This is a genomic window from Mucilaginibacter sp. (genome assembly GCF_025359345.1).
Classification (GTDB): Bacteria; Bacteroidota; Bacteroidia; order Sphingobacteriales; family Sphingobacteriaceae; genus Mucilaginibacter.
The window spans coordinates 84261-110877 of sequence record NZ_JANYGQ010000003.1; the positions used below are offsets into that span (position 1 = coordinate 84261).

General features: G+C 43.1%; 28 protein-coding genes. 14 read left to right on the forward strand and 14 right to left on the reverse strand.

The window, feature by feature from the left end; translation table 11 throughout:
* Nucleotides 1-25: 25 nt before the first annotated feature.
* Nucleotides 26-1030, reverse strand: coding sequence for a hypothetical protein (locus tag Q0R52_RS01350; RefSeq protein ID WP_295791327.1), 1005 nt, complete (start codon nt 1028-1030; stop codon nt 26-28).
* A 214-nt stretch (nt 1031-1244) separates the two neighbouring features.
* Between Q0R52_RS01350 and Q0R52_RS01355 the strand changes: the two genes are divergently transcribed.
* Nucleotides 1245-1865 (forward strand): family 16 glycoside hydrolase, encoded by a 621-nt coding sequence (locus Q0R52_RS01355; RefSeq protein WP_295791329.1) that lies wholly within the window; start codon nt 1245-1247, stop codon nt 1863-1865.
* A 92-nt stretch (nt 1866-1957) separates the two neighbouring features.
* On the opposite strand, the gene Q0R52_RS01360 is transcribed toward Q0R52_RS01355, so the two are convergent.
* Nucleotides 1958-3097 carry a glycoside hydrolase family 88 protein gene (locus Q0R52_RS01360; RefSeq protein ID WP_295791330.1) on the reverse strand — a complete coding sequence of 380 codons (1140 nt, stop codon included), beginning with the start codon at nt 3095-3097 and terminating at the stop codon, nt 1958-1960.
* 154 nt (nt 3098-3251) lie between these two features.
* Here Q0R52_RS01360 and Q0R52_RS01365 point away from each other — a divergent pair, with 154 nt between their 5' ends.
* The 6 genes from Q0R52_RS01365 to Q0R52_RS01390 all read left to right on the forward strand — a co-directional run bounded on the left by Q0R52_RS01365 (nt 3252) and on the right by Q0R52_RS01390 (nt 10074).
* Nucleotides 3252-4157, forward strand: a complete 906-nt coding sequence (locus tag Q0R52_RS01365; protein ID WP_295791332.1) for an AraC family transcriptional regulator — start codon at nt 3252-3254, stop codon at nt 4155-4157.
* 157 nt (nt 4158-4314) lie between these two features.
* Nucleotides 4315-5076 carry an SDR family oxidoreductase gene (locus tag Q0R52_RS01370; protein ID WP_295791335.1) on the forward strand — a complete coding sequence of 254 codons (762 nt, stop codon included), beginning with the start codon at nt 4315-4317 and terminating at the stop codon, nt 5074-5076.
* A gap of 122 nt (nt 5077-5198) precedes the next feature.
* On the forward strand, nt 5199-7016 hold the full coding sequence (locus Q0R52_RS01375; protein ID WP_295791338.1) for a beta-L-arabinofuranosidase domain-containing protein: 1818 nt from the start codon (nt 5199-5201) through the stop codon (nt 7014-7016).
* A 266-nt stretch (nt 7017-7282) separates the two neighbouring features.
* Entirely contained in the window at nt 7283-8185 is a 903-nt protein-coding gene (locus Q0R52_RS01380; RefSeq protein ID WP_295791341.1) for an AraC family transcriptional regulator, read from the forward strand.
* Between the two features lie 64 nt (nt 8186-8249).
* Nucleotides 8250-9107: an SDR family NAD(P)-dependent oxidoreductase gene (locus Q0R52_RS01385; protein WP_295791344.1), complete on the forward strand. Its 858-nt coding sequence runs from the start codon at nt 8250-8252 to the stop codon at nt 9105-9107.
* A gap of 157 nt (nt 9108-9264) precedes the next feature.
* Nucleotides 9265-10074, forward strand: coding sequence for an SDR family oxidoreductase (locus Q0R52_RS01390; protein WP_295791347.1), 810 nt, complete (start codon nt 9265-9267; stop codon nt 10072-10074).
* Here Q0R52_RS01390 and Q0R52_RS01395 read toward each other — a convergent pair whose 3' ends face one another.
* Nucleotides 10075-10869 (reverse strand): 5'-nucleotidase, lipoprotein e(P4) family, encoded by a 795-nt coding sequence (locus tag Q0R52_RS01395; RefSeq protein ID WP_295791350.1) that lies wholly within the window; start codon nt 10867-10869, stop codon nt 10075-10077.
* A 128-nt stretch (nt 10870-10997) separates the two neighbouring features.
* Between Q0R52_RS01395 and Q0R52_RS01400 the strand changes: the two genes are divergently transcribed.
* The 5 genes from Q0R52_RS01400 to Q0R52_RS01420 all read left to right on the forward strand — a co-directional run bounded on the left by Q0R52_RS01400 (nt 10998) and on the right by Q0R52_RS01420 (nt 14019).
* Nucleotides 10998-11438 (forward strand): secondary thiamine-phosphate synthase enzyme YjbQ, encoded by a 441-nt coding sequence (locus tag Q0R52_RS01400; RefSeq protein ID WP_295791353.1) that lies wholly within the window; start codon nt 10998-11000, stop codon nt 11436-11438.
* 44 nt (nt 11439-11482) lie between these two features.
* The gene (locus Q0R52_RS01405) at nt 11483-11692 is read left to right on the forward strand and encodes a DUF2683 family protein (RefSeq protein ID WP_295791356.1); all 210 of its coding nucleotides are present in this window, start codon (nt 11483-11485) and stop codon (nt 11690-11692) included.
* A complete protein-coding gene (locus tag Q0R52_RS01410) occupies nt 11689-11976 on the forward strand; it encodes a type II toxin-antitoxin system RelE/ParE family toxin (RefSeq protein WP_295791358.1) in 288 nt (95 codons plus the stop codon). Before Q0R52_RS01405 ends, Q0R52_RS01410 begins: the two co-directional genes overlap by 4 nt.
* A gap of 41 nt (nt 11977-12017) precedes the next feature.
* Nucleotides 12018-12614 (forward strand): hypothetical protein, encoded by a 597-nt coding sequence (locus Q0R52_RS01415; RefSeq protein ID WP_295791361.1) that lies wholly within the window; start codon nt 12018-12020, stop codon nt 12612-12614.
* Nucleotides 12615-12681: 67 nt separating this feature from the next.
* Nucleotides 12682-14019, forward strand: coding sequence for a polysaccharide deacetylase family protein (locus tag Q0R52_RS01420; protein ID WP_295791364.1), 1338 nt, complete (start codon nt 12682-12684; stop codon nt 14017-14019).
* A 71-nt stretch (nt 14020-14090) separates the two neighbouring features.
* Here the strand turns inward: Q0R52_RS01420 and Q0R52_RS01425 are convergent, their stop codons facing one another.
* On the reverse strand, nt 14091-15116 hold the full coding sequence (locus Q0R52_RS01425; protein WP_295791371.1) for an acyl-CoA reductase: 1026 nt from the start codon (nt 15114-15116) through the stop codon (nt 14091-14093).
* Between the two features lie 100 nt (nt 15117-15216).
* On the opposite strand from Q0R52_RS01425, the gene Q0R52_RS01430 reads away from it, so the two are divergent.
* Nucleotides 15217-15570 carry a 4Fe-4S dicluster domain-containing protein gene (locus Q0R52_RS01430; protein WP_252791905.1) on the forward strand — a complete coding sequence of 118 codons (354 nt, stop codon included), beginning with the start codon at nt 15217-15219 and terminating at the stop codon, nt 15568-15570.
* Nucleotides 15571-15673: 103 nt separating this feature from the next.
* Nucleotides 15674-16435: a C40 family peptidase gene (locus Q0R52_RS01435; protein ID WP_295791377.1), complete on the forward strand. Its 762-nt coding sequence runs from the start codon at nt 15674-15676 to the stop codon at nt 16433-16435.
* Here Q0R52_RS01435 and Q0R52_RS01440 read toward each other — a convergent pair.
* The 10 genes from Q0R52_RS01440 to Q0R52_RS01485 all read right to left on the reverse strand — a co-directional run bounded on the left by Q0R52_RS01440 (nt 16432) and on the right by Q0R52_RS01485 (nt 26479).
* Complete coding sequence (locus Q0R52_RS01440) at nt 16432-17340, reverse strand: WD40 repeat domain-containing protein (RefSeq protein ID WP_295791379.1); 909 nt, start codon at nt 17338-17340, stop codon at nt 16432-16434. The genes Q0R52_RS01435 and Q0R52_RS01440 overlap by 4 nt on opposite strands.
* 78 nt (nt 17341-17418) lie before the next feature.
* On the reverse strand, nt 17419-18006 hold the full coding sequence (gene hisIE, locus Q0R52_RS01445; RefSeq protein WP_295791380.1) for a bifunctional phosphoribosyl-AMP cyclohydrolase/phosphoribosyl-ATP diphosphatase HisIE: 588 nt from the start codon (nt 18004-18006) through the stop codon (nt 17419-17421).
* 135 nt (nt 18007-18141) lie between these two features.
* Nucleotides 18142-18900: an imidazole glycerol phosphate synthase subunit HisF gene (gene hisF, locus Q0R52_RS01450; protein ID WP_295791382.1), complete on the reverse strand. Its 759-nt coding sequence runs from the start codon at nt 18898-18900 to the stop codon at nt 18142-18144.
* Nucleotides 18901-19005: 105 nt separating this feature from the next.
* On the reverse strand, nt 19006-19755 hold the full coding sequence (locus Q0R52_RS01455) for a 1-(5-phosphoribosyl)-5-[(5-phosphoribosylamino)methylideneamino] imidazole-4-carboxamide isomerase (protein ID WP_252791909.1): 750 nt from the start codon (nt 19753-19755) through the stop codon (nt 19006-19008).
* Nucleotides 19756-19761: 6 nt separating this feature from the next.
* Complete coding sequence (hisH, locus tag Q0R52_RS01460) at nt 19762-20412, reverse strand: imidazole glycerol phosphate synthase subunit HisH (RefSeq protein ID WP_295791384.1); 651 nt, start codon at nt 20410-20412, stop codon at nt 19762-19764.
* A gap of 38 nt (nt 20413-20450) precedes the next feature.
* Nucleotides 20451-21599 (reverse strand): bifunctional histidinol-phosphatase/imidazoleglycerol-phosphate dehydratase HisB, encoded by a 1149-nt coding sequence (gene hisB / locus Q0R52_RS01465; RefSeq protein ID WP_295791386.1) that lies wholly within the window; start codon nt 21597-21599, stop codon nt 20451-20453.
* Nucleotides 21596-22642 (reverse strand): histidinol-phosphate transaminase, encoded by a 1047-nt coding sequence (hisC, locus tag Q0R52_RS01470; protein ID WP_295791388.1) that lies wholly within the window; start codon nt 22640-22642, stop codon nt 21596-21598. The genes hisB and hisC overlap by 4 nt, the downstream gene beginning before the upstream one ends.
* Nucleotides 22643-22648: 6 nt before the next feature.
* Entirely contained in the window at nt 22649-23938 is a 1290-nt protein-coding gene (gene hisD / locus Q0R52_RS01475; RefSeq protein WP_295791390.1) for a histidinol dehydrogenase, read from the reverse strand.
* Nucleotides 23939-24087: 149 nt separating this feature from the next.
* Nucleotides 24088-24939 carry an ATP phosphoribosyltransferase gene (gene hisG, locus Q0R52_RS01480; protein WP_295791391.1) on the reverse strand — a complete coding sequence of 284 codons (852 nt, stop codon included), beginning with the start codon at nt 24937-24939 and terminating at the stop codon, nt 24088-24090.
* Between the two features lie 295 nt (nt 24940-25234).
* On the reverse strand, nt 25235-26479 hold the full coding sequence (locus Q0R52_RS01485; RefSeq protein WP_295791394.1) for a DUF2264 domain-containing protein: 1245 nt from the start codon (nt 26477-26479) through the stop codon (nt 25235-25237).
* Nucleotides 26480-26617 lie beyond the last annotated feature (138 nt).

A 26617-nucleotide genomic window follows, 5' to 3' on the forward strand; every position in this document is an offset into this window, starting at 1 on the left:
AAGTCAATTGCCGGTTAAGTTTAAATTATTCCTCGTGATATTTTGCTTTATCTTTATCCATATCGATGTCCTTAATTATTGATATTTGCTTGCCGTTTTTATAATGTATGTCGGACTCAATAAAGCTGGCTTTTGAGACATCAAGACTAAAGGGGTGCCAAAATTCCTCATGAAATGTGTATTTTATTTCTCTTGTTTTATGCCCTTTTGCATCGTAAACTATTTTCGTAATATCAAAGTCGTCCCGAAATTCGGGGTCTGCTAACCAACTGTATTCTGCTTTTTTATCTCCTGTTTCGAAATAATCAACTCTGCTATTTCTGCCCTGTAATGCTTTTAGGTGCCCGCTGGGGTAATACTCATCAATATAGATAAAACCTTCGGCTGTGATCGTTTTATTGAGTTTAGCGCGGCCGGTTTCATAGTAAAGAGTTGTATCACAGCCATAAAAATACATCGACCCTGGATTAATATATCCGGTTACCCGTAATTTATGTCCCACAGTGTCAAATTCTTCTACTTGTTCCTTGGTTGTATAAGCATTAATCCGTGTGTTTATTCCCCCGTTCTTGTAGTATCGTACTAATGTATCGTGGATTTGACCTTTCCGAAAGCTGCCCCGTTGCCTTACTTGGCCGGTAGGATAAAAATCTTCCAGGAAGCCGTCCGCAAGTTTGCCGCAACTGGTATAAACGGGAGAGGCATCGCCGGCGCAGCAACCTATTATAATATTGGGTTCTTTATATTTATAAATTGTCAAGCCGGTATCTGTAATATTTACTATCGGAGTATCCTGCATTGGGGGATTGAAGAAAATCCTGTATTTTCCAAAATGTGTTAATTTGGTAACCGAAGAAAATAATTCTTCCGGCTCAAACTTGTGGGTAGCTCCCACCTCAATTAAGTGGTAGTATAATATAGTGTCTTCAACATTGTTACACGATTGAATGGCGCGGAGCTGAAATTTTATATTTTGACCTAAGCAAACATTTGCCAAAACAATTGAAATAAATAGATAGAAGATTTTCATCACAACGTGGCTTACCTATAGCAGGAATAAATATAACTATTTTGATGTTTTTATAGTTGTGAAAATGTTGTTTTATATCCGTACAGCATATTATATCAAAAACGACCGTGCTGAAAATTAAAATTATTGTATTTGTTTCAATATCAAATATTTACATACGTGGCATATTTGTTGCGAATTAGGAATAAAGAATATCTTTATCTTAACTCACATCATGAAAAATCTTTTTACTGCCATATTATTCTTAACTGCATTTAACGGTTTCGGTCAGCATAAAACGCTGGCAGATTTTAAAGTTCATAACCGCGAATTAACGATTGCAAATGAGAACGGCGTTTCAGTAATGAACCTAAGCGAGGCTGACAACGACGGTGTTGCCTGGTTATCAAGTGCAAAATTTACCAATGGGAATATTGAGCTGGATATAAAAGGCAAAGACTTATTGCAGCACAGTTTTGTGGGCATAGCCTTTCATGGTGTTAACGATTTTACTTTTGATTGCATTTATTTTCGCCCGTTTAATTTTAAAGCTGCCGACCCGGTGCGAAAGGTGCATGCAGTTCAATACATTTCGCTCCCCAAATATGACTGGGAACTGCTTCGTACCAAATTTCCAGCAAAATATGAAAAGGGCATCGCCGCGCCTCCTGACCCCAATGGGTGGTTCCATGCGCGCATTAATGTAAACGGTAAAAAAATAACGGTATTTGTGAACGGCGAAAGCACCCCGTCGCTCGAAGTGGAAGAGATTGTGCCAGCGGACGGAAGCATGATTGGCTTTTGGGTGGGTAATACCTCTGGCGGTGATTTTAAGAACTTGAAGATTAGTAAGTAAGTCTTAAGTCCGGAGTCGAAAGTCTTAAGTTGAAGGTCGGATTTGTTTTTTGACTTAAGACTCAAGACTCAAGACTTTCGACTCTGGACTAATTAATGATTGCCAATGTATTTATAAAGTTCTGAACCAGTTAACAAAAAGGCCCCAACCCCATAAACTTCAGTGCTGTTTTCTGTCACCATATCCGGACTATCGCCGATGCGCTGCACATTTCCCAGCATACCATCGGGATGAACTGATGAAGTAAGCGCTGCCCATGCTTTTTTAACAATCGGCCAGTAAGTTTTTTTATCGAGCAGTTTGTGGTTAAGCCCCCAGGTTAAAGCGTAGCAATAAAAGCCGGTACCGCTTGTTTCTTTAACCGGGAAGCTCGTAGGGTCGAGCAACGATGCGTGCCAGCTTCCGTCGGGTTGTTGCAGCGAGGCTATTTTGGCCGCCATATCCTGGTACAATTCTTCGAATTTCTTTTTATCCGGGTTATTGGCAGGCAGGCTTTCCATCACCCTAACCAGCCCTGCCAGTACCCAGCCGTTCCCCCTCGACCAAAATACTTTCTGCCCGTTTTTTTCTTTTCTATTGAGGTAGCTGCCATCCCTAAAGTAAAGATGTTCGGTTGGGTCATATAAATAAGTGGTTGTTTTCCACCAGAGTTTTGTTGCAATATTTATATAAGCGGGGTTATTTGTTGCTTTACTAAGGTAGCACAGCGCTGTTGGCCCCATAAACAATGCATCGCACCATGCCCATTCGCGGCTTGCTATATTGTTTTTCCAGTCCAGCGGTTCGTCGTGTCGCTTGTTTACGATGCTATCTGCCAATAGCCCAAATGGCCCGATCATTTTTTTATCCTGGTATTTTATTGATAATAGCGAATAAGTTTGCCCTATACAATAATCATCAGCCATAAAACGGTTCCGGCCGGTTTGCCAATGCAGGTCTGTGCCTATTTTAACCAGAGCATCCAGGTATTTATCGTTTCCTTTTATTGCGCCCAATGCATAGAAGCCAGTATAGCACGCAGCGTTTGTCCAATCAACCGGCGGATGGTTAAAACCTTTCGTGTTCCACTGATTTAACTGCCAGTCTGCAACGCGATGCATTATGTTAAGGATGCTGTTTTGTTTTAAAAGAGAATCGCTTAATGAGGGGTTAATACCGGCAAAAGCATTGGAACCGACAAGGAGTAAAGCAATAAAAGAAATGCGAATATATTTTTTGATAGTTGCCTGCATAGATAAGACGTATAATGGTGACAAGTCCAAATATAAAATTTTTAATTAACAGCACTAAATGGAAGCTTTATATTGATGCAATTCGGCCATGAGCGGCTAATGCCGAAACGAAATGGTATATTTGCCTATATTTGAATTTTGCAAACAACGTATCATGGAGAGTGTATCCCTAGAAGATTTTTACAAGGAAACAGCAGCACTTGTGCCGGCTGATATCAATAAAGAAATCGGCCATTTCAACATTTTTAAGATTGATGATTTTACCGCCAGTTTAAAAAAGGGCAGCACAATGCCCTATAACCGCCGGGCTTATTATAAAATAAGCATTATCAGCGGGCGTAACAAGGCACAATATGCGGATAAGGAAATCGATATTGAAAAAAATGCGTTGCTTTTTGCAACGCCGAAAATACCCTATCACTATTTGCCCCAGGATGATAACCAGTTTGGCTATTTCTGCATTTTTACACACGATTTTTTAGTGCAGAATAAAAGTGGGGTGGTTTTGGACGATCTGCCGATATTTCAACCAGGGGGCTACCCGGTATTCCAGGTAACCGATGAAGCCGTGGAAGAAATTACCGCGATATTTAAAAAGATGTACAAAGAGATATCATCGGACTATGCTTACAAGTACGACCTGCTGCGTAATTACGTACTTGAGCTGATACATTACGGGCAGAAGCTGCAGCCGGCCACATCGTTATATCCATTGCATACTGCGGCGGCGAGGGTATCGTCGTTATTTATTGAGTTGCTGGAACGGCAGTTTCCTATTGAATCACCACATCAAAAACTACAATTGCGTACTGCAAAAGATTATGCCAGCCAGCTGGCAGTACATGTGAATCACCTCAATAAAGTATTAAAGGAAAATACCGGCAAAACCACAACTGATATCATCAGTAGCCGCATTGTGCAGGAGGCTAAAATTTTACTAAAGCAGACAGATTGGAATATATCGCAAATTGCTTATAGCCTGGGTTTTGAAGAAGTAGCACATTTCTCAAACTTTTTCAGGAAACAAACGGCATTGGCGCCATTGGCGTTTAGGTCGTAAAAGATGTTTTTTTTCTTTTTTTTGCCCTCTCTGCTTCGCAAAGAGGGGATATGCAATCTTCCCCTGATTTGAATTTTGCAAACAATGGATTGATGTTTGCAAACAGTCCGCTGCTTTTGCGCGTTACCTTTACATCATAATTAAAACGATAAAAAAAATGAGTAATAGCAAAATAGCATTGGTAACCGGCGGCAGCCGCGGACTGGGCAAAAATATGGCTTTAAACCTTGCCAAAAAAGGAATCGACGTAATATTAACTTATAACAGCAAAAAGGACGAAGCAGAAGCAGTTGTAGCCGAGATTGAAAGCTTGGGTCAAAAGGCTTTAGCACTGCAATTAAATACAGGCGACACAAAAAGCTTCGATACATTTTTTGGCAATGTAAATACTGCCTTAAAAAACACCTTCAATACCGACCGTTTTGATTTTTTAATAAACAATGCCGGCATTGGTATTCACGCTTCATTTGCAGAAACTAAGGAAGAAGATTTCGACCTTTTGTTTAACATCCATTTCAAAGGTGTGTTCTTCCTCACTCAAAAAGCATTACCTTTAATTAATGATGGTGGCCGGATAATCAACCTGTCATCGGGTTTGGCAAGGTTTAGTTTCCCGGGCTATGCGGCGTATGCGGCCATGAAGGGCGGGATAGAAGTACTTACCCGTTACTTAGCCAAAGAGCTGGGCGCCCGCGGCATTGCAGTTAACGTAGTTGCTCCCGGCGCTATCGAAACCGATTTTGGCGGCGGCGCCGTGCGCGATATGCCCGAATTGAACAAACAAATTGCAGGAGCCACAGCGCTGGGCCGTGTTGGTTTGCCCGATGATATTGGCAGCGTAGTAGCATTTTTGTGCACCGAAGATGCCAAATGGGTAAATGCGCAGCGTATAGAGGTATCGGGCGGAATGATGTTATAATTTAAGCCTGATGATTTATTTGGCCCGGTATTTTTAATGATGCCGGGCCTTTTTGTTAGGTGTGCTTTTAAGCATTGCGTCTACAATCAAAATTGCTACATTTATTTAAAATATTGCTGGATATGAAAAAGCTGTTCGCCTTACTGGCTGTTGTCATTGCTAATTTGCAATTGTTTGCCCAACCGTGGCAGCCTATCATCTCCAATAAAATAGCCGATAAATATATCCCTGCGCATTACCAGGATATCGGCGGCCTTTTAGGTTACCGCATGAATGTGAATTTAGAGAAAAGGTTGCTGCAAATCGACTCCGCGACGTTGCTATCCGGTTTCAGGAAAAGGCCCGGTTCTCAAACCTGGATTGGCGAACATGTGGGCAAATTCCTGTTCTCGGCGTCAAAAACTTATGCATACACTCATGATGCGCGGATAAAGCATTTAATGGACGATATGGTGCGCAAATACATTGTTTGCCAAATGCCTGACGGGTACCTGGGCACCTACCTGCTAAAAGACCGCTGGACCGAATGGGATGTTTGGGCGCATAAATATGCCATTATCGGCCTGCTTAATTATTATTCGGTAACCGGCTACAAACCAGCTTTGCAAACTGCGGAAAGAGCCGCCGATTTAATTTGCCGCACTTTTGGCGATGAACCCGGCAAACGCGACCTAATGGTTGCCGGCGAGCACAATGGCCTTGCACCGGGCAGCATCCTTGAGTCTATGGTTGATTTGTACCGCTACACCGGCAACAAGCGTTATCTCGATTTTTGTAATTACATTTTCAGGGCCTTTGAGCAACCTACCGGACCGAAAATTATCAGTCAGCTTGAGAAGTATGGCGATGTAACCAAGGTAGGAGATGCTAAAGCCTATGAAATGTTATCCTGTTTTTTGGGGATATTGAAATATTATAAGCTAACCGGGCAGGAGAAATACCTTACCCTTTTACAGACTGCCTGGAAAGATATCACCAAAAACAGGCTGTACATCACCGGCACATCAAGCGACAACGAAATCTTCAGGGAGCCGGGCATTTTACGGGCGGAGAATAAGGACAAGATGGGTGAGGGGTGTGTTACCGTTACCTGGATACAGTTTAACCTGCAACTGCTTCAAATAACCGGCGAGCCCAAATATGCGGAGGAAATGGAGCGGTCGGTATACAACCATTTATTGGCCGCAGAGAACCCGCAAACAGGCTGTGTAAGTTACTATACGGCATTGCAAGGCGCCAAGCCCTACCGTTGCGATCAGGGGTTCTCCTGCTGCCTGTCGAGCGTGCCGCGGGGGATTTCGCTTATTCCGGAAATGATGGGCGGAAAGATCAAAGGCGCGTTTACCGTTTTAATGTATGAAAACGGCGAAGCTAAAGCCACTATTCGTACAAAAGATAATGCCAGCATCAATGTTACGTTAAAATCGGAAACTAAATTTCCGCTGGACGGGCGGGTTGATTTTATTATAACCACATCAAGGGCGGCCATGTTTACCATAAATTTCCGCGTGCCGGAATGGGCCGAAAATTTTACGGCTAAAACAGGGAATGAGGTATTCCACGGCAAAAAAGGCCAGTTTTTGGCCATCAACAGAAAGTGGAGCCCGGGCGACCATCTTGCTATAACTTTTGATATGCCGTTGCAGGTTATTCCCGGCGGGATATCATATCCGAATTCCGTAGCATTTAAGCGCGGCCCGCAAATATTGGCTGTTGACCAGGGGCTAAATCCCGGCTTAACAACGCTAAGTATTGTTGTATACACAAAAACAAATAAACCGTTAATTGATGCGAAAGCAATGTTGCCTTCAGACTGGGACTGGAAAGAGGCGTACAGCATTGAAATGAAGGTCAATAATTCACTGCGCAAAGTTGTCATGGTGCCGTTTTCAGAGGCTGGGCAAAAATCTGCGGAGATTGCCGTTTGGGTGAATAAATAATGGGCGTTTAGGCAATCAAACGTTCCGTTTTTGCACGTGGAACACCCGGAACGCTATGAAACATGCTGATTATCAATTGATTCATATTTCGCCGTTATTTGTGCCGGCGCCAACAACCGGTGATGTTGTGGTTTGCAGGATACCCTATGCCTGTCAGTCCTTGTCCCGTTTGTCACAAAACAAACGTGGGCAAAGCGATGGGCGCCACTCATCTCCATAAATGTTGATAGCATTGCTTGTTAGTTTGAATTATGTAACTTTGCATTATGGGACCGACAGAAACACTGGAAGATTTTTATAAGAATAAATTGAATTGGCTGCCTGAAAACCTTGGTCAGGATATCGGGCATTTTAATGTTTTCAGGAAAGAGGATTTTCAAAAGCACCACAAAGCACCCTTGAAATACAGCCGCCGCGATTTTTACAAAATCAGTTTGTTCAGGGGCAAAGCAATTTATCATTATGCCGATAAAAGCATAGAAGTGGATGGTACTTCGCTGCTGTTTTTTAACCCGCAGGTGCCCTATACAATTGAAGCTCTGACAGACGAAGGCACCGGGTATTTCTGCATTTTTAAAGAATCGTTTTTTACAGAGATGCTACGGAGCAACATGCATGATTTGCCCATGTTTGCCGTATCAGGCAGGCCGTCGTATTCATTAAATAATGTACAGCAGGAGTATGTAAGCGCAGTGTTTGAGAAAATGCTGGATGAAATTAAATCAGACTATAAATTTAAATACGACCTGTTGCGTAACTATGTAACCGAACTGATCCATTATGCCCTAAAGGTGTCACCGATCGAAACGCTGTATCAGCATACCGATGCAAACTCGCGGTTAACTTCTGTTTTTACAGAGCTGCTTGAGCGGCAGTTTCCTATTGAATCACCCTCGCAAAGATTTACCCTGCGATCGGCAAAAGATTATGCGGAACAGCTTGCCGTGCATGTTAACCACCTTAACAGGGCCATCAGGCAAACTACAGGTAAAACTACCACCGCCCATATTTTTGAGCGACTTACCGGCGAGGCTATAGCCTTGCTAAAACATACCAACTGGAATATATCCGAAATAAGCTACTGCCTGGGCTTTGACGAGCCGGCGCATTTTAATAATTTTTTCAAAAAACAAACTTCAAATACACCATCTATTTACCGGGTTGTTTGAATTTTGTAAGTATTGGTTTGAATGATGCAAACGGTTGGCTTTTTGGCACTGTAATTTTGTTTTCATGAAAAACACCAATAATAATGAAAACAAAAAAGTATGGTTTATTACAGGCGCATCTAAGGGTTTTGGATTAAGCCTGGTTAAACAACTACTGGCCGATGGCCAAAAAGTGGCGGCAACATCAAGGTATGTAGCCAGCCTGGTAAAAGCAACCGGCGAGACATCGGAGAATTTTTTGCCGCTGCATGTCAACCTCGCCGACGAAAACAGCGTTGCCGAAGCTATCCAGGCAACTTATAACACATTTAACCGGATTGATGTAGTCATCAACAATGCCGGGTATGGTATCGGCGGCAGCATTGAAGAATTGACTGATGAGGAGGCCCGCGAGAGTTTTGACATTAATGTATTTGGAACGTTAAACGTAATCCGCGCGGTAATGCCTTTTATGCGGGCACAGCGTTGGGGGCATATCATCAACATTTCATCTATTGCAGGTATAGCACCAGGAACGGGCTGGGCGCTTTATGCGGCCACCAAATTTGCCGTGATTGGCTTATCGGAAGTTTTAGCAGAGGATGTTAAGGAATTTGGGATAAAAGTTACTGTGGTAGCGCCCGGTGCCTTCCGCACTAATTTCCTCGCCGCCGATTCACTGGTGCTAACCCAAAGTCCGATTGACGCCTATCAGGACGTTAGAAACACCCATGCAAGATATTTGCAGATGGACGGCCAGCAAATTGGCGACCCTGAGAAAGCAGCAGCTGCAATGATTAAGATAGCGGATGATGAAAATCCTCCGCTCCACCTACTTTTGGGAGAGGATGCCTACAACAGGGCAATGGCCAAGCTGCTTGTACTTGATAAGGAATTCAGATTAAACGAAGAATTGTCAAAATCAATGGCTTACCAGGGCTAGTGTTATGTCACTCAAAAATTGACGGTTAGTCTTGAGTCGAAAGTCTTAAGTTCTAAGTCTGAAAAAGCAAGAATTCGACTTAGGACTTCCGACCAAAGACTATTGACTTAACACTAGTACTATTTTAAAGAAGGTATTTAATACTTTTGCCTTCACTATGGTAATAAGTATTTTAGGCTGTGGCTGGTACGGTAAGGCGTTGGCAAAAATGTTGTTGGCAAACGGCTTTATTGTTAAAGGCTCGGCAACATCTGAAGAGAAAGCTGCGCTATTATCAGGCATTGGTATCTTATCTTTCTTAGTCGATTTTAAGGCGGAAAGGCAAACTTATAATCCTGATTCTTTTAATTGCGATGTGTTAATTGTTTGCATCCCCCCAAAAACACGCCAGGGTGAGGGTGGTGATTATCTGCCCAAAATAGAGAGAATCATTAGTGCTGCTAAGAAGCAGGGGGTTAACAAGGTAATTTATATCAGCTCAACAGCCGTTTATGGCGATAACAATACGGAAGTGACCGAGCTAAATCCGCCCGAACCCGATACCGAAAGTGGAAGAATATTACTTGAAGCCGAAAAGTTGTTTAGCGCCGAGGCTGCTTTTAAAACAACCATTCTTCGTTTTGCTGGCCTTGTTGGTCCCGGCAGGCATCCCGGACGGTTTTTCGCAGGCAAAACAGACATTCCAAACGGCCTGGCGCCGGTAAATCTTATACACTTAAGCGATTGTGTTGGCATTACGACAGCCATTATTAATCAAAATGAATTTGGCCGGGTGTTTAATGGCGTATCACCACATCACCCGGCCAAATCAGCTTTCTATCGCGAAGCATCACTGCAGGCGGGGCTTGCCGCCCCTGAATTTATCAATCAACTGGACAGTTGGAAGCTTATCGACAGCCTGAATGTTCCCGGCATTTTGAATTACAACTTTGTTGTGCCCGATTGGAATAGCTGCACCTTCAATTAATTATTGAAAAGTTTTAACCTGCGCTTTTGTTACCGAATCTTTTTGAGCATTGGTATACTTATGGTTGAAAATAGCGTTTTCCCAATCGCCATAACCGGCATTTGGGATAACGATGTATTTGCTGCCAAACTTTTTCTTCAGTTGTTCGGTGACTTCGTTCCGGCTTTGCCCGGTAAAGGGCGCATCATACAGGGTGTCAAAATCGGGCAGGTTATCGCCGCAAAGCAACACAATTTCGTGTGTTTTTAGTACTTCAAGCCGGCGTGTTTGTTTGCTGGATGTGGTCGTTTTTAAAATAAGATGTGTATTGTCGTTATAAGGCAAATTGTATAGTTTAAGATTTTTTGCTGTGCCTGCACGTTCATCTTCATCTCGATTTGTAATGTAATAAACCGCCACGCCTTTCGACGCTGCGTATTTTAAAAATGACGGCGCGCCCGGCACTGTATCACAAATCCCTTTCGCGGTCCACTGTTTCCACGTGGTTGCATCAAAGTCCTGGTTGTTGATTGCCCTGCCTGCTGTATAGGGGCTGTTATCAAGCAAGGTTTCATCAATGTCGGTAACTACGGCATAAGGTTTTGCATGATGCTTTTTTAACGCCGCATCGAGCCGCAACCGGGCAATATTATAAGCCTGGAAACACAGCGCCTTGTATTCGGCCGCGCGTTGCTGGTAAAGTGATGCCCATACTTTGCCATTATTTGCTATTGAGGTGGGTGCTGGTTGCCCGTTTTGAGCAAAAACGGAACAAAATGAAAGCATTAATAATGCGGGTAAGGTTAATTTTTTCATATGATTTGGTTAAGTATTTGTAAAGATATCATTTCCGGAACTGTTTAAGTCTTTTTATTGCTGTTTTTTAGGTTGGCATTGGTATAGATATTGTATTACATTGTACGGCAAATTACTTAGCAGGGAGCATGAAAATATATCAGCAAACATTGCAGTTGAAAGAACGCAGAAGGGGCTTTCACCTTATCACTTCCGAAATTACCCTGGCGCTGCCGCAAATAAGTGATTTAGCTGTTGGTATCTGCCAGGTATTTATTCAACACACGTCGGCATCACTAACCATTAATGAAAACGCTGATCCAACCGTACGCCAGGATTTTGAGATGTATTTTAACAAAACCGTACGCGAAAACGACCCTGATTATCGCCATGACGACGAAGGACCGGATGATATGCCCGCACATCTGAAAGCTGCCTTGCTGGGGAGTTCGGTAACCATACCTATTCGTAATGGGCGTTTGGCTTTGGGAATCTGGCAGGGCATTTATCTTTGCGAGCACCGCAACAATGCCGAGCCGCGTAACCTGGTGGTTACCGCCTGGGGTACCGAAGACCAATCTATTGGGTAAAGTTTTTAATGAATTCCATTGGGAAATTTTATATTTTTGTTAATATGGAATCGATTCTGATACACCCCGAAAGCGTTGAACAACTAAAAACGGTAAAGGCTGTTTTGAAAGCGTTAAAAGTGCAGTTTGAGCCTCAATCTAATGTTTTGCCGCCACATGTACTAAAAGGCGTAGAGAAGAGTATTAAACAGTATGAGAATGGTCAGACTATCTCGTTGCAGGAGTTTACCGAGAAACACTTTTCTAAAAAATGACCTTTGAATTAAGGTTTACTCCCGAAGCCGAAGAAACATTTGATTCGCTGGCGAGTCAACTACAGCAAAGATGGGGCGACACGTACGTCGCTAAATTTGAAGCTAAAGTTTTTAAAGCATTGAAAACGATAGCTGGTGCTCCTTTTCTATACCCGGTGGTAGAAGAGACTACGGGAATTAGAAAATGCATCCTTCATAAAAATTGTTCGATGCTTTATATGGTAAACAATCACGATATCGTAATTGCCTATTTTTGGGATAACCGGCAAGATCCTCTATTTTAACAAAGTATTAGTCGGGAATTTTCTTTAAATAAAAACTCCATATGTACAAAATCGTCATTAGCTGTTTCTGCTTTTGTGCATTATTTACTTCATGCGCCTACGCCCAGGATTCCCTCAAAACCTTCAACTATTCACGAAATAACATCACCACCACAGGTATGACGGTTTTAGGCAGTTGGGCAATTGCCAATATCGGCGTTGGTGCTGCCGGCTGGGCAAACTCGAAGGGCGGCCAAAATAAATACTTTTACCAGATGACCACCATTTGGGGTGCAGCCAACCTGGGTGCCGCAATATTAGGATATACCGGTGCGAAAAATAATGCAGGCAAACAACTCACCGCCGCTGAAAGCCTGAAAGCCCAACAGAAAATTGAACGCATTTTTTTAATAAACGGCGGACTTGATTTGGCGTATATCGGCACAGGGATTATTCTTAAAAATCGCGGAGATAACCGCAATTCAGGCCAGTTAAAGGGTTATGGCTCGTCGCTAATAATCCAGGGTGCGTTTTTGTTGCTGTTTGACGGTACCATGTACAGCACTCACCGGAGCGATGGTAACAAACTACGCCGGTTTCTGGAAAAGAATCCCATCGGCTTTAACGGCAAAAGTATCGGCATCAATTTAAGCATGTAACGATCTGCACAATTGTAATATTTGTGCTAATGTTTTCAACCTGTTGTAATTCGGTTAAATTTGAGTTATGAATGCAGCAGTTAAAACCTTCGTCACGCTTGCCGTTATCTATTTGCAAGTCATTACAGTAAATGCTCAGCAAGCTGCCATTGGTAAAACCGAAATAACCAAATGGCAATTCGGCAAAAACGGTGCAGTATCACTTACTTACGACGATGGCTCTATTAACCAGTTTAAGCATGCGTTGCCTATAATGGAACGGCTTAAATTGCCGGCAACATTTTTTGTGATAACCGGGGGCATTCCTGGTTCAAAATATCATGGAAAGTTTATCGGCAGGCCGGTAAAAACCATCATTAAAGAATCGGCGACTATCCCCACAAACGAAAAAAACTTTTTCGAACGCAGCTCGGCCGGGGGATACCTCGGATATAAAGGCACCATTACTTATGTTACCAGAGCTGCCAGTTTGTACGATAACGTAAAACGAAGAGAGCACGCATTTAAGGTGATGGATACACTTTATCAAAAAGTCCGCAATGGTGATTTTCAGCCCGGTTACCAGCCTTGCGACGAGGTTTTGCAGGAAGATGGTCTTACCTGGGACGATTTAAGAAGCTACAGCGGTCGCGGGTACGAAATTGCAAGCCACTCTATCACCCATGCCAGCATGCCGGGCCTGGATTCGGTGAATATTGCATACGAACTGGAGAAAAGTAAGGAAGAGATCAGGGATAAAATGGGGGTGAGGTCTACTTTTTCTACGGAGGTGCCTTACGGTTACGAAGACGAACGGGTGATGAAAATTGCATATAAAATTTACCCGGTGCTGCGTAACCGAATGCCGGAACCATGGCTGAAAGAAATTGACCGGGCAAGCAAACAAACGCCCGGTACAACGGATAAGAGCTATATCCAATGGCAGCGCGGGGCCACTACCAAAACACCGCTACCGCTAATGGAATCGTGGGTTGATACTGCAGTTGCAAAAAATAACACCTGGCTCGTACTTGTATTTCACGGCGTGGATAATCTTGGTTACGAACCGTTGCCCCACGCCATGCTCGATGAATATTTTCAGTATATTAAAAACAATCAAAAAGATTTATGGATTGCCACTTTTGGCGATGTTGCCAGGTACATGCACCAAAAGGAATATACTAAATTGGAAGAAAGTAAGACGGGAGATAAGCTTACCATCAAACTTTCCTCTCCTCTTTACAGAGGCATGTACGATTTGCCGTTAACCCTTAAAACCTATGTGTCGCCCAACTGGAAGCACGTATGGGTTTGGCAAGGCAAGCGCATGCAGCGTGTTGATTCAGCAACTGATGAAAAAGGTAGCTACGTTTTATACCAGGCGTATCCCTGGACTCCATTAACGCTGTCGGGGAAAGAGAATTGACTCTTTAGTTCATAGTTAATGGTTCATAGTTTATGGCCGGAGAGTAGCTGCTATGAACTATGAACCATCAACTATATGCTAATAAGAAACTCCATGGTATCCACATTATCGGCATAATCCCATAACGCGGGTTGCTGGCTTTGGCCGAAGGGTACCAATTGATTGGGTACATTTAATTTGGCATTACTCACTACGCACTGAATAATGTCGGTTTGCACCTGTAAAAGCCTTTCAGCCGATTCCAAATCATCATAATACTCATAAAATATAACCGCAAGGGGCGAAGACAGTGACGGGTTTTCCTTCAGTAACAAAAAGTTATTATCCAAATGCTGTTCGTTGCCCACCAGGTATATCGACCGGTTGTATCCATAATTGTTATTGTATTTATTATGATGGATAATTGGCTCGAATGTTTGTATCGACTCAAAAAAGAAATTAAAATTATAGCCCTTCGGTACCATTAGTTTTGATACGTTACGACAACCAAGGCCGAAGTAGTCAAAAATATCGTGCCCTAAGTTGTTAAGCTGTTCCGTGGTTTCATCGCCGGTTAACACGGCCACGCTGTTCCTGTTTTTGCGGATGATATTAGGCACTTTGCCAAAGTAATAATCAAAATAGCGCGACGTGTTGTTGCTGCCGGTGGCAATTACAGCATCAAAATTTTCGAGTCGTTCAACAAACTCGTATTGCTGGCTATATGCAGGTTCAATATCAGCCAGCAAGTGTAAAATGTGCTTTATTAATCGTGAATCTTGCGACGAGGCCTTTATCAATGCAAAGTTTCCGGTTGCCAGCACGCACAAAACATCGTGGAAGCCAACTAAAGGTATATTTCCGGCTAATATCAGTCCAATTTTTTTTGCGGACCGGTTTTCAGTTAACTTATAGCTGTTAAGCCATTCCGTTAAATCTGCCCGGTTTAGCATTTTGCTGATGGATGTTATCGCTTGCAAAACGTTTTCGGAGGTAAACCATGCGTTATATTGTCTTTCGGTTTCTATGATTGCTTTCAGTTCCGGGTCTGGGTTATATAGACTTTTGCCGAGCGTGCTAAATACTTCAATTAGCTTTGTTTTATCAAAATTTGACATATAAATGGTAAGGATTTAAACCCTTAAAATCTTTTTTTGTTATATTTGCGAGCTTGTTAATAGCGGGCAAAGTTAATTGAGATTATAAGATTAAAGAAATATGGCGATTAAAATCACCGATGAATGTATAAACTGCGGAGCTTGCGAGCCTGAATGCCCTAATAACGCCATTTACGATGCCGGCGCTGCCTGGCGTTTTTCGGATGGGACGGGATTGAAGGGGTTAATTGATTTTGGCGACGGCAATACACTTAACGCAGAGGAAACACAAGCTGCGTTATCTGATGATATCTATTATATAGTTCCTGATAAATGTACCGAATGTGTTGGCTTTCACGACGAACCCCAGTGTGCTGCTGTTTGCCCTGTTGACTGCTGCGTGGACGACGAAGATATACGTGAAACCAAAGAAGAGTTACTTGCAAAAAAGGAATGGCTCCATATGGGGGAGTAACAAGTCTGTTACAAATATAAAAAGGGGACAGTTTAATAAACTTTCCCCTTTTTTTTGTATGTTGTAACAATAACCAATTAAACCCGTACTAAGCCTTTCTAATATGGAATACGGTATCTGTAATCTTTCTGTTATCCCCATGCGGGCCGAAGCAAGCGATAAAAGCGAGCAGGTGTCGCAGGTTTTATTTGGGGAAACCTTTGAGATTACCGAGTGGAAAGATAACTGGGTAAAAATTATTACTTCAATTGATGATTACCCGGGTTGGATAGGGCGGCTACAATTCAATATGCTGGGACATCTTGCTTATAAACGTATTAAACAAACGCCGCCACCAATAACACACAGGGCCGTAACCCAAGCCTGGAAAATAAATAATAACAGCATTCTTTATCTCCCAATGGGTAGTTCCCTTTCTTTTATAGAGGGCACTACCTGTCGGATCGGTGATGAGAAATTTGAAATTATAGGCGAAATTGGTGAAACCGAAAATATGGCTGTAACCGCTACTTCGTTTTTGAATACGCCCTATTTATGGGGCGGGCGCACACATTTCGGTATAGATTGTTCGGGCTTTACGCAGGCGGTGTTCCGTTCGCAGGGATTTAACTTGCTGCGCGACGCCAGGATGCAGGAGGGGCAGGGTTATGCCTTGAATTCGCTGCATGATTCTAAACTTGGCGATCTTGCCTTTTTTGAAAATGCCGACGGCGCAATCGTGCACGTAGGTATTATGCTGAATAACGAGAAGATCATCCATGCTTCGGGCAAGGTGAAAATTGACGCTATCGACGAAAAGGGAATCTTTTCTGACGAATTGAAACGCTATACTCACAAATTAACCACGGTTAAAAGAATGTTTTAACTGCCGAAGTTAACTTCCCAAACAATTACTTTTTTATCATCGCTAACGGATAATAGCTGGTTGCCATTCCAGGCGAGCTTGTTTATTGACAGCTGGTGACCTGCATAGCCCTTTTCGCGGCTGATATTTTTATAAAGCTTAAAATCATCAGCCCCCCAAATTTTGATGCTTTTGTCCATGCTGCCGGTGGCAAAATAAGGTTGCTCCCGGTGGAAAGCGATGCTATTCACAGCAAATAAATGGGCTGGGATGTTGTGCAAAAGATTGTACGATACAGTATCCCATACTTTTACCTGTGCATCACGCCCACCGGATAACAGGTAGCTGCCATCAGGCGCATACTGGAGTGAAAAGACCGCCATGGTATGCCCGTTTAATGTTTTCAGCAGCGAATAATCTTCCAGATCATAGATTTGAATTTGATTGTTCCTGCAGCCAAAGGCCACTTGTTTTTCGTCAGGAGATACAGCGATACACCTTATCGTATCTTTCGAAACCTTGATGGTGTGCAGTAATTCAAAGGTCTCCATGCTCCAGACAGATACTGTGCCATCTTCAGAAGCAACCAGCAATTCCATCTTTTTATTTACCGACTTTATATCAAATATTGGTTTTTGATGATGTTTAAGCGCAGGCTGCAGCTGTTGTTTCATGAAATCAAACACCAATACGTCGCCGTTGCGTAATCCGGTAAATAACAGGGGAAGCTCAACCGGGCCATGTACCGCGTAAATAGAGGCAGCTACTTGGAACATCACCTTTATAAATGAATTATCCTTCAGGCTCCATTCAACAAGGCCTTTATCGTTACCGCCGGTAAATAATATTCCCGGCTTTTGCGACAGCTCTAGCGTAAATATGGGGTTGCCGTGGCCGGTAAGTTCTGCTGTTTTTTCTACGGTCATGATTTTAGTCGATAGACCATAGATCATAGTCCATAGGCTCCACATTTTACTATGGACTATGGACTATCGACTATGGACTTATTTATGTCTTCCTTCTAAATTTTTTGCAATCTGCTCCAGGCTTAGGCCTTTTTCGCGCAGTAGTACCAGCAGGTGGAATACAAGGTCGGATGATTCGTTTATCAAATCGGTTTCCGTTTCGGCCAGGGCTGCTATAACGGTTTCAACGCCTTCTTCGCCAACTTTTTGGGCTATTTTGTTCAGTCCTTTATTCCGTAGCTTATTGATGTACGAACCTTCCTGCGGGTTTTCATACCTGTCGGCAACAATGGCTTCCAGTTGCAGTATAAAGTTCTGGTTGTATTCTGTTTTAAAACAGCTTCGCGACCCGGTATGGCAGGTGGGGCCATCTGCTTTCACTTTTATCAGCAGGGTATCGTTATCGCAATCAATGTCGATGCTCTTTACATGTAAAAAGTTATTGCTGGTTTCGCCTTTTGTCCACAAACGGTTTTTCGAACGCGAGTAAAACGTTACAATATTTTCCTGGACGGTTTTATCGTAGGCTTCCTGGTTCATGTAGCCAAGCATCAGCACTTCAAGGGTTTGCTCGTCCTGTATTATTACGGGTACTAACCCGTCTGACTTGTTGAAATCGATGTTCATTTATCTTTTATGCTAATCCTCTTTGTCATTGCGAGGAACGAAGCAATCTCGTCGCTACATCATTCGTCATGCACGACGACGAGGTTGCTTCGTCGTTCCTCCTCGCAATGACAAAGTTGGTTGATTTTTAATTTATTACACTTCCCTCACCTCAATATTATTCGCTCTTAAAACCTTCTTCAAATCCGGTATCAATATCTCTCCATAGTGAAAGACAGAAGCAGCCAAAGCCGCGTCGACATTACTTTGTTTAAATACGTCTATAAAATCCTGCACAGAGCCGGCGCCACCAGAAGCGATTACCGGGATATTTACTGCATTGTTTACTTCCTTTAAAAAGCGATTATCAAACCCTGCTTTAGTACCGTCGTGATCCATCGAGGTTAGTAATATTTCGCCTGCGCCGCGGCTTTCTGCTTCCATTATCCAATCCAATGTTTCCTTTTCGGTTGGTACACGGCCTCCATTTAAGTGGACGATATTTTTACCTGCTATGACCCTTGTATCAACGGCTATCACCACAAACTGAACACCAAACGCTCTGGCCAATTCATCAATCAATGCCGGATTACGCACGGCCGCGGAATTGATAGAAATTTTATCTGCCCCTGCATTTAAAAGCGCATCAGCATCAGCAATTTCATTAATGCCACCGCCAATTGTGAATGGTATGTTTATTTGCCGTGCAACAGACTTCACCAGTTCCACCATCGTTTTGCGGCGCTCAACCGTTGCTGTAATATCTAAAAATACCAGTTCATCTGCTCCCTGCTGCGAGTAATTCCAGGCAAGCTCAACAGGGTCGCCTGCGTCACGCAGGTCGACGAAGTTTACACCTTTAACGGTTCTGCCATCTTTAACATCTAAACAGGGGATTATTCTTTTACTAAGCATTATTTCACTTTTGTCATTGCGAGGAACGAAGCAATCTCGTCGAAGATATAATAGATATGCATTGCGACGAGGTTGCTTCGTCGTTCCTCCTCGCAATGACAATAATTATATGGAAATTAGTGATTCGAGGTTCCAGTGCTTTACGTCCTCTATTGTAATATGTCCTTCATAAATAGCTTTACCCACTACGCACGATTCAACCTTGATATTGCTTAATTGCTCAATATCGTCCATCGAGCTTACGCCGCCTGATGCAATAAGTTTAATGAAAGGGGAGTGGTCAAGCAGTTTTTCGTAAAGCTTTATTCCGGCGCCGCCAAGTTTGCCGTCTTTATCAATATCGGTACATAAGAAGCGGAAAAAGCCGAGCTGAAGGCATTTATCAACGTAATCCATTAATTTTATGGGCGAACTTTCCATCCAGCCGGAATATTTAATTACCTCGTCCAGCACGTCAATAGCAATTACCACCTGGTCAGAACACTTGTCCTTACCACAAACTGCTTTGCTTAGTTCGGGCAAAAACGATGGGTTGGTTAACGCTTGCGTACCAACGATAACGCGATGGACTCCCGAATCGATCAGCTCTTTAACTTTTTCAATACTGCGGATACCGCCACCGTACTGAACCTTCATATCGGTTTTGTGGATTACGTCAAACAGGTATTCCTGATTGCTGAAGTCGTTTTTAGCGCCGTTAAGGTCGATGATGTGGATGAAATTGGTGCCATTCGATTGATATCTTTCTATCATCTCTTCCAGGGAAACATCGTATTCAGTTACCTGGTTATAGTCGCCTTCACGCAGGCGCACAACCTTTTTGTTTAAAATATCAATTGCCGGGATAATGTACATGTCTTTTTAAATTTTAGAAAAGTTTTTTAGTAAGGTTTCACCATACGCGCCTGATTTTTCGGGATGGAATTGCACTCCATAAAAATTATCCCGCATAATTGATGCCGAAAATTTGTTTATGTAAGTTGTTGACGATAAAGTGTATGTAACATTATACTCAATAAAGTATGAATGTACAAAGTAAAAATGTGAACCGTTAGGAATATTTTCAAAAAGTGCATTTCCCATTTCCGGAAAAACCTGGTTCCAACCGGTATGCGGTACTTTAAAATTAGTATCGCCTGCAAATTTCAAAGTCTTTATCGGGAATAAATCGAGCAACTTCGAATCACCCTCTTCGGAATACGAGGTAAGTAACTGCATGCCCACACAAATGCCCAATACAGGCTTTTTAAGCGCTTTGATCGACGGTACCAGTCCTGTGTGCTCCAATTTAGCCATTGCAGCTCCTGCATGCCCTACACCGGGAATTATATAGCGGTCGTATTGTTCGAAATCTTCTTCCTTATTTATCATTCCATACGGAATACCCAACCGCTCCAAAGCAGCAGTTAAAGAGAAGATGTTTCCGGCGCCGTATTGTATTATTCCAATGCCCCCCGGCCCCCTAAAGGGGGAGGTGTCTCGCAAATTACTTTCCTGCTTTATTTCATTCATGCTAATCAAAATTCCCCCTTTAGGGGGTTAGGGGGCCTCTACAGTAATCCTTTAGTGCTTGGTAAAACCATATTATTTACATCACGTTTTACAGCCATTTTTATTGCTTTAGCAAAGGCCTTAAATATAGCCTCAATTTTATGGTGCTCGTTTTCGCCTTCGGCTTTTATGTTCAGGTTGGCCTTTGCCGCATCGCTGAACGATTTAAAAAAGTGGAAGAACATTTCCGTCGGCATTTCGCCGATTTTTTCTCGTTTAAATTCTGCATCCCAAACAATCCAGTTGCGGCCGCCAAAATCAATAGCCACCTGTGCCAGGCAATCGTCCATCGGTAGGCAAAATCCATAGCGTTCAATGCCTTTTTTATTGCCTAAGGCTAATGCAAATACTTCACCAAGGGCAATGCCTGTATCCTCGATGGTGTGGTGTTCATCAATATGCAAATCGCCATTGGCAACAATTTCCAAATCAATACTTCCGTGGCGGGCAATCTGGTCAAGCATATGGTCGAAAAAGTGGACGCCGGTTGATACCTTCGCGTCGCCTTTGCCGTCCAGGTTTATTTTTATGTAGATATCAGTTTCCTTAGTGCTGCGGCGGTGTTCAAAAACGCGCTGACCAAGCTTTAGAAATTCGTAAACCTTTTGCCAGTCGGTGGTTTGGAGTACAGCGGTTTGGTGTACAATTTCTTCTTCCCCAGCCTTAAACTCTGCGCCACCCATGTTTGAGCCGTTATTCAACCAAATAGCCTTTGCGCCCAAATTATGCCCAAGCAGCACATCGTTTTTGCGGTCTCCAATGGTAAACGAGTTTTTTAAATCGTATTTTTCAGCATCAAAATACTGGGTAAGCATGCCGGTGCCGGGCTTGCGGGTAGGCGCATTTTCAGCAGGAAAAGTCCGGTCGACGCAAATATTGGAGAATACAACACCTTCGTTCGCAAACGTCTTTAACACCATGTTTTGTACCGGCCAAAATGTATCCTCGGGATATGATGCAGTTCCCAAACCATCCTGGTTGGTAACCATTACCAGTTCAAAATCCAGCTCTTTGGCTATCTTGGGCAGGTATTGCAAAGCACCAGGGTAAAAAGTAAGCTTCGCAAACGAGTCGATTTGTTCGTCGGGTGTTTCGTTAATCATTGTACCGTCGCGGTCAATAAATAGTATTTTTTGCAGGTTACTCATTTAAAGTTTTGTAAGGTTTCGAGTAATATGTTGTTTTCGGCAGCGGTACCAACGGTTATGCGCAGGCAGCCTTCGCAAAGTTCCACTTTCGAACGATTGCGAACTATAATCCCCTTATCAACCAAATAATTGTAAATGCCGTTTGCATCTGTTGTTTTTACCAGGATGAAGTTGGCATCCGACGGGTAGATATCGACTACAAAGTCAAAGTGCTTCAAACCAAGCACCAAGTTGTCTCTTTGTATCAAAGCCTCTTTAATCCAGCTGTTTATTTGCTCAATATTTCCCAGCGCCTGTAGTGCCAGTTGTTGCGATGCCTCGTTAATGTTATATGGTGGTTTCACCTTATTCATTACCTCTATGATCTCTTCGCTTGCGAAGGCCATTCCCACACGCAAGCCAGCCAGGCCCCATGCTTTGGACAGCGTTTGCAAAACAACAAGGTTAGCGTATTCTGTAAGCTCCTGTATAAATGTTTTTTGGCGACTGAAATTGATATAAGCTTCATCAACCACCACAATACCACTAAAGTTGGCCAGCAAAGTTTCAACATCTGTACGATCTATCGAATTACCGGTAGGATTATTTGGCGAACAGATAAATATCAACTTGGTATGTTCATCAATTGCCTCGGCAATGCCTTCTAAATTCAATTGAAATTCTTCAGTAAGCGGCACATTCTTTACAGCGATGTCATTAATATTAGCTGATACCTGGTACATGCCATAAGTAGGCGGAACCAGGATAACGTTGTCTACTCCTGGATTACAAAAGCTGCGGAAAAGGATATCTATCGCCTCATCGCTGCCGTTGCCCAAAAATATATTGCGCGGTGGCACGCCTTTAATCTGGCTTAAGCGCTTTTTAACTTCAAATTGTAACGGATCGGGGTAACGGTTGTACTGCTGCTCCAACGGCGAGCCAAATGCATTTTCATTGGCATCAAGGAACACGCTGGCCTCGCCCTGGTACTCATCGCGTGCCGAGGAGTAGGGGGTGAGGTTTTTTATATTTTCTCTGAGTAATTTATCTATGCTAAACATTATTCTTTATTCTTCTTTTAAACGGACACTTACGGCATTTTTATGTGCATGTAACCCTTCCAACTCCGCCAATATTTCAACTGATGGCCCGATATTTTGCAACCCTTCTTTGGTTAGGTGTTGAAAGGTTATTTTCTTTACAAATGAATCAACCGACACACCTGAATAGGCCCTTGCATACGAACTGGTTGGCAATGTGTGATTGGTGCCGGATGCGTAATCCCCGGCACTCTCAGGCGTTAAATTGCCCAGGAATACCGAACCAGCATTGATGATTTTTGCAGTTATCTGTTGCCAATTTGCTGTGGCTAATATCAAATGCTCCGGTGCGTATTGGTTGCTGAAATCCATAGCCTCATCCAAATTGCCAGTTACCACGATGTACGAGTTTTCAATGGCAACTTTTGCAATTTCGGCGCGTGGCAAAACAGCGAGTTGTTTATCAAGTTCATTTAAAACATCTTCTGCAATTTGTTTCGACGTGCAAACCAAAATCGACTGGCTATCCATGCCGTGTTCTGCTTGTGCCAGCAAATCGGCAGCGGCAAAAATCGGATTGGCGGTTTCGTCGGCTATAACCAGCACCTCTGAAGGCCCGGCCGGCATATCGATAGCAGTTGTTGTGGTCGACTGGATGATGGTTTTAGCCTTGGTTACAAACTGGTTGCCGGGGCCGAATATCTTATCCACTTTGGCTATGCTTTCCGTACCGTAAGCCATGGCGGCGATAGCCTGTGAGCCTCCCGCAAGAAATATCTTATCAATTCCCAGCAACAGCGCCACGTAAGCTATAAACGCATTTACCTTGCCATTTTTTTGTGGTGGCGAACAAACCATAATTTCGTGGCAGCCTGCTATCTGAGCCGGTATGCCCAGCATTAAAAACGTGCTTGGTAACACCGCCGAACCACCGGGTATATACAACCCTACCTTTTCGATCGGCCGCAATTCGCGCCAGCAGGTAACACCGGGCATGGTTTCAACTTTGTCTTCGGATTTTATTTGCGCCTGGTGAAATTTGTAGATGTTGTTGTAAGCCACCTTTAACGCTGCTTTCTGTTCATCAGAAACTGACGATGCAATTTCAGTTAGCTCAGCTTTATCCAAATAAAGTTTTTCCAGTTCAACCTTGTCAAACTTATGGGCATAATCAAACAAAGCACTATCACCGTTTTGCTGAACATGGGCAATCACATCTTCAACAATAGCGCGTATTTCGTTAGCCGGGTCAACGTTGCGTTGAACGAGTTGTTGAATGTCGCTTTTATTTAAGTCTAAATAGTTAAATACCTTCATAGCTCAGGCCCCCAATCCCGCTAAAGGGGAGTTACGTCCGCTTTGCCCCCAAACCCCCTAAAGGGGGCTTAAAAGCGCTTTTTGTTAGTTAATTATCTCACCCTTCCTTTTTGCTCCTCCGCTATTTAGCGGAGGCCGGAGGGCTTTGCCTACAATATTATCTTCTCAATCGGCATTACCACAATGCCTTGTGCACCTGCTTGTTTTAGCTGGCTTATCCTGTCCCAAAAATCGCGTTCAGGGATTACGGTGTGTACCGCAACCCAGTTTTCTTCGGCTAACGGAACTACCGAAGGGCTTTTTACGCCAGGCAGCAGTGCCGTTATAGCAGCTAAATTATCCCTGTGCACATTTAATACCACGTATTTGGTTTCCTTAGCCCGCAATACCGACTGGATTCGTTGTATCAATTCCAATACCAGATCTTCGGTTTCGCTGCCTTTGCGGCCAATAAGCACCGCTTCAGACGACATTACATCGGCAAATGGTTTTAAACCGTTGCTTTTTAACGTGCCGCCGGTTGAAACCAAATCGCAAATAGCATCGGCCAAACCCAGGCCGGGCGAGATTTCAACTGAGCCTGAAATGGTGCGGATGTCCGAAGTAATCCCATTTTCCTTCAGGAACTTGCCCAAAATAACAGGGTAGGTGGTAGCTATCGATTTACCGTTTAGTCCGGCAAGATTTTGAATGTCGTCGTTATTAGGTACGGCAATTTTGAGCGAGCATTTGCCAAAGCCAAGGCGCTGCAGGTAACTTACTTTAACTTCGGTCTCCTGTATCACGTTTTCGCCAACAATACCCAGGTCGGCAATGCCGTCCTGAACATATTCTGGGATATCGTCGTCGCGCAGAAAAAGAATTTCGAGCGGGAAATTTGAAACAGGAGAGATAAGCGAGCTTTTGTAGTTTTCGAAACTTAAGCCACAATTTTTTAATAATTCAACGGATTTTTCGTTGAGCCGGCCAGATTTCTGGATAGCTATTTTGAGTGTTTTCACTGATTGGTTTTAAAGGAACTATAATAAAAATATAAACGGAAGGTTGTTATTTCACGTAGAAACATACATTATCTAATCACCACATAGTGGTGATGGTGCAGGTGCAGATGATATAATGTATAACCGTTCATTTTTTTTGTATAGTAAAACGATAGATAATGCGTGCAAATATAGGGAATGGATTATTAAATCAAAATTTTATTTCGATTTGCTTGTTTCGGTATCGTTAAGGCAAAATTAAATTTTGGCTGTTCCTCAGTGATTTGACAACTTTTTAAAAGTTGTCGAATCTAACTTACAAAGCGTGATCAGCGTGTAAATCGCCGCCTTTCCAAGCTTTTTTAGCGCTCCAATCTTCATTTGAGCTGCTCCAAAACAAGTCCGATTCCGACAGCCCCAATGGTAGCAAAATTGCCGAACACAGGTATAAACTACCCGTAGAAATATACGTTTCCGCTAACGACGGCTGATGCCCGTAAACCCCGATCCGCAGCCAGCCATTCTCATCAAACATCTCTTTGGAATCGGTCACTTTTTTAATAACAGTAGTTAGTGCGCAGCGTACCTGCGCCGGGTTTAACTCTTTTGGCAATTGCTGTCTGTAAGCCATATTCGCCAGGTGATGAAACGCCCCGGTGCGGTAAGTGATCGATCGGCCTATGATTGGGTAAGTGCCATCAAATCCAATTAAACGTTCCTGTATCTGGCTATAACGAAGATTGCGGGTTAGAACCTGTTTTCTAATTGGTTCAAAGGCTTCATCTTTGGTTGCCACAATCTTTAAGACATCGTACAAATAAGGATGAATTACAAAACTGTTGTAATAATCCCAGTGAAATTCCGCACCATCGCCGTACAGGCCATCACCTTTATACCAAAGCTGGTGCTGTTTAATTGCGTAATCAATCCTTGCCATTTCAAAAGGCTGGTTTATGGTGATGAAGAAAGCCTCGATCATAGCCGCAAACAGTAGCCAGTTATTTTCAGGAGGTTTTATCTTGCGGGTTTTAAGCAGGGCGGCAATTACATTTTTTCGTGTGCCGGCATCCAAAGCTTCCCACAATTTAGGACAGCGGATAAGACCATAAGCAAAAAAGGAGGCATCTACCAGGGGCTGTCCACCTTCGTCGCCCCAATTCATATAATCCTTAGCAGCGGGATTGGTGGCGTTTTCAATTCCTTTTATTACGAGTTTAAAATACCTGGTCTGCAGATGTTTTTCAGCTTCATTAATATGTTCGGCCTGTAACCATGGAGTAATACCGCATAACAGGCGGCCAAAAGCTTCAAGATGAGTGTATTTTGCCCGGTCGTTTATTAACGATGGCTCTTTAGCTTCAACGGGCATTTTTTGTTTGAGTTGGTCGACGGCAAGTGCGGTTAATACAGGTTCTGCTAATTTTTGGAGATAGTTTAGCCAAAAATTGCGGGTGTTCGTAGGGGAAGAGGCAGCTTCTAATGATTTGGTGGTAAATGGTGCCGATATTAACGGAACTATCCCCAGTACACCGGTATTTTGTAAAAAACTTCTCCTCTTCATCCTTTGGAATTATTAAAAAAGAATTTGTCATTGAGAGTAATGAACGAATGCGGCAATCTCGTCGCTGTTCATGTTCGCGAGACATGGCGACGGGATTGCTTCGTTCCTCGCAATGACAAAGCTTTATTGTTTTGATTA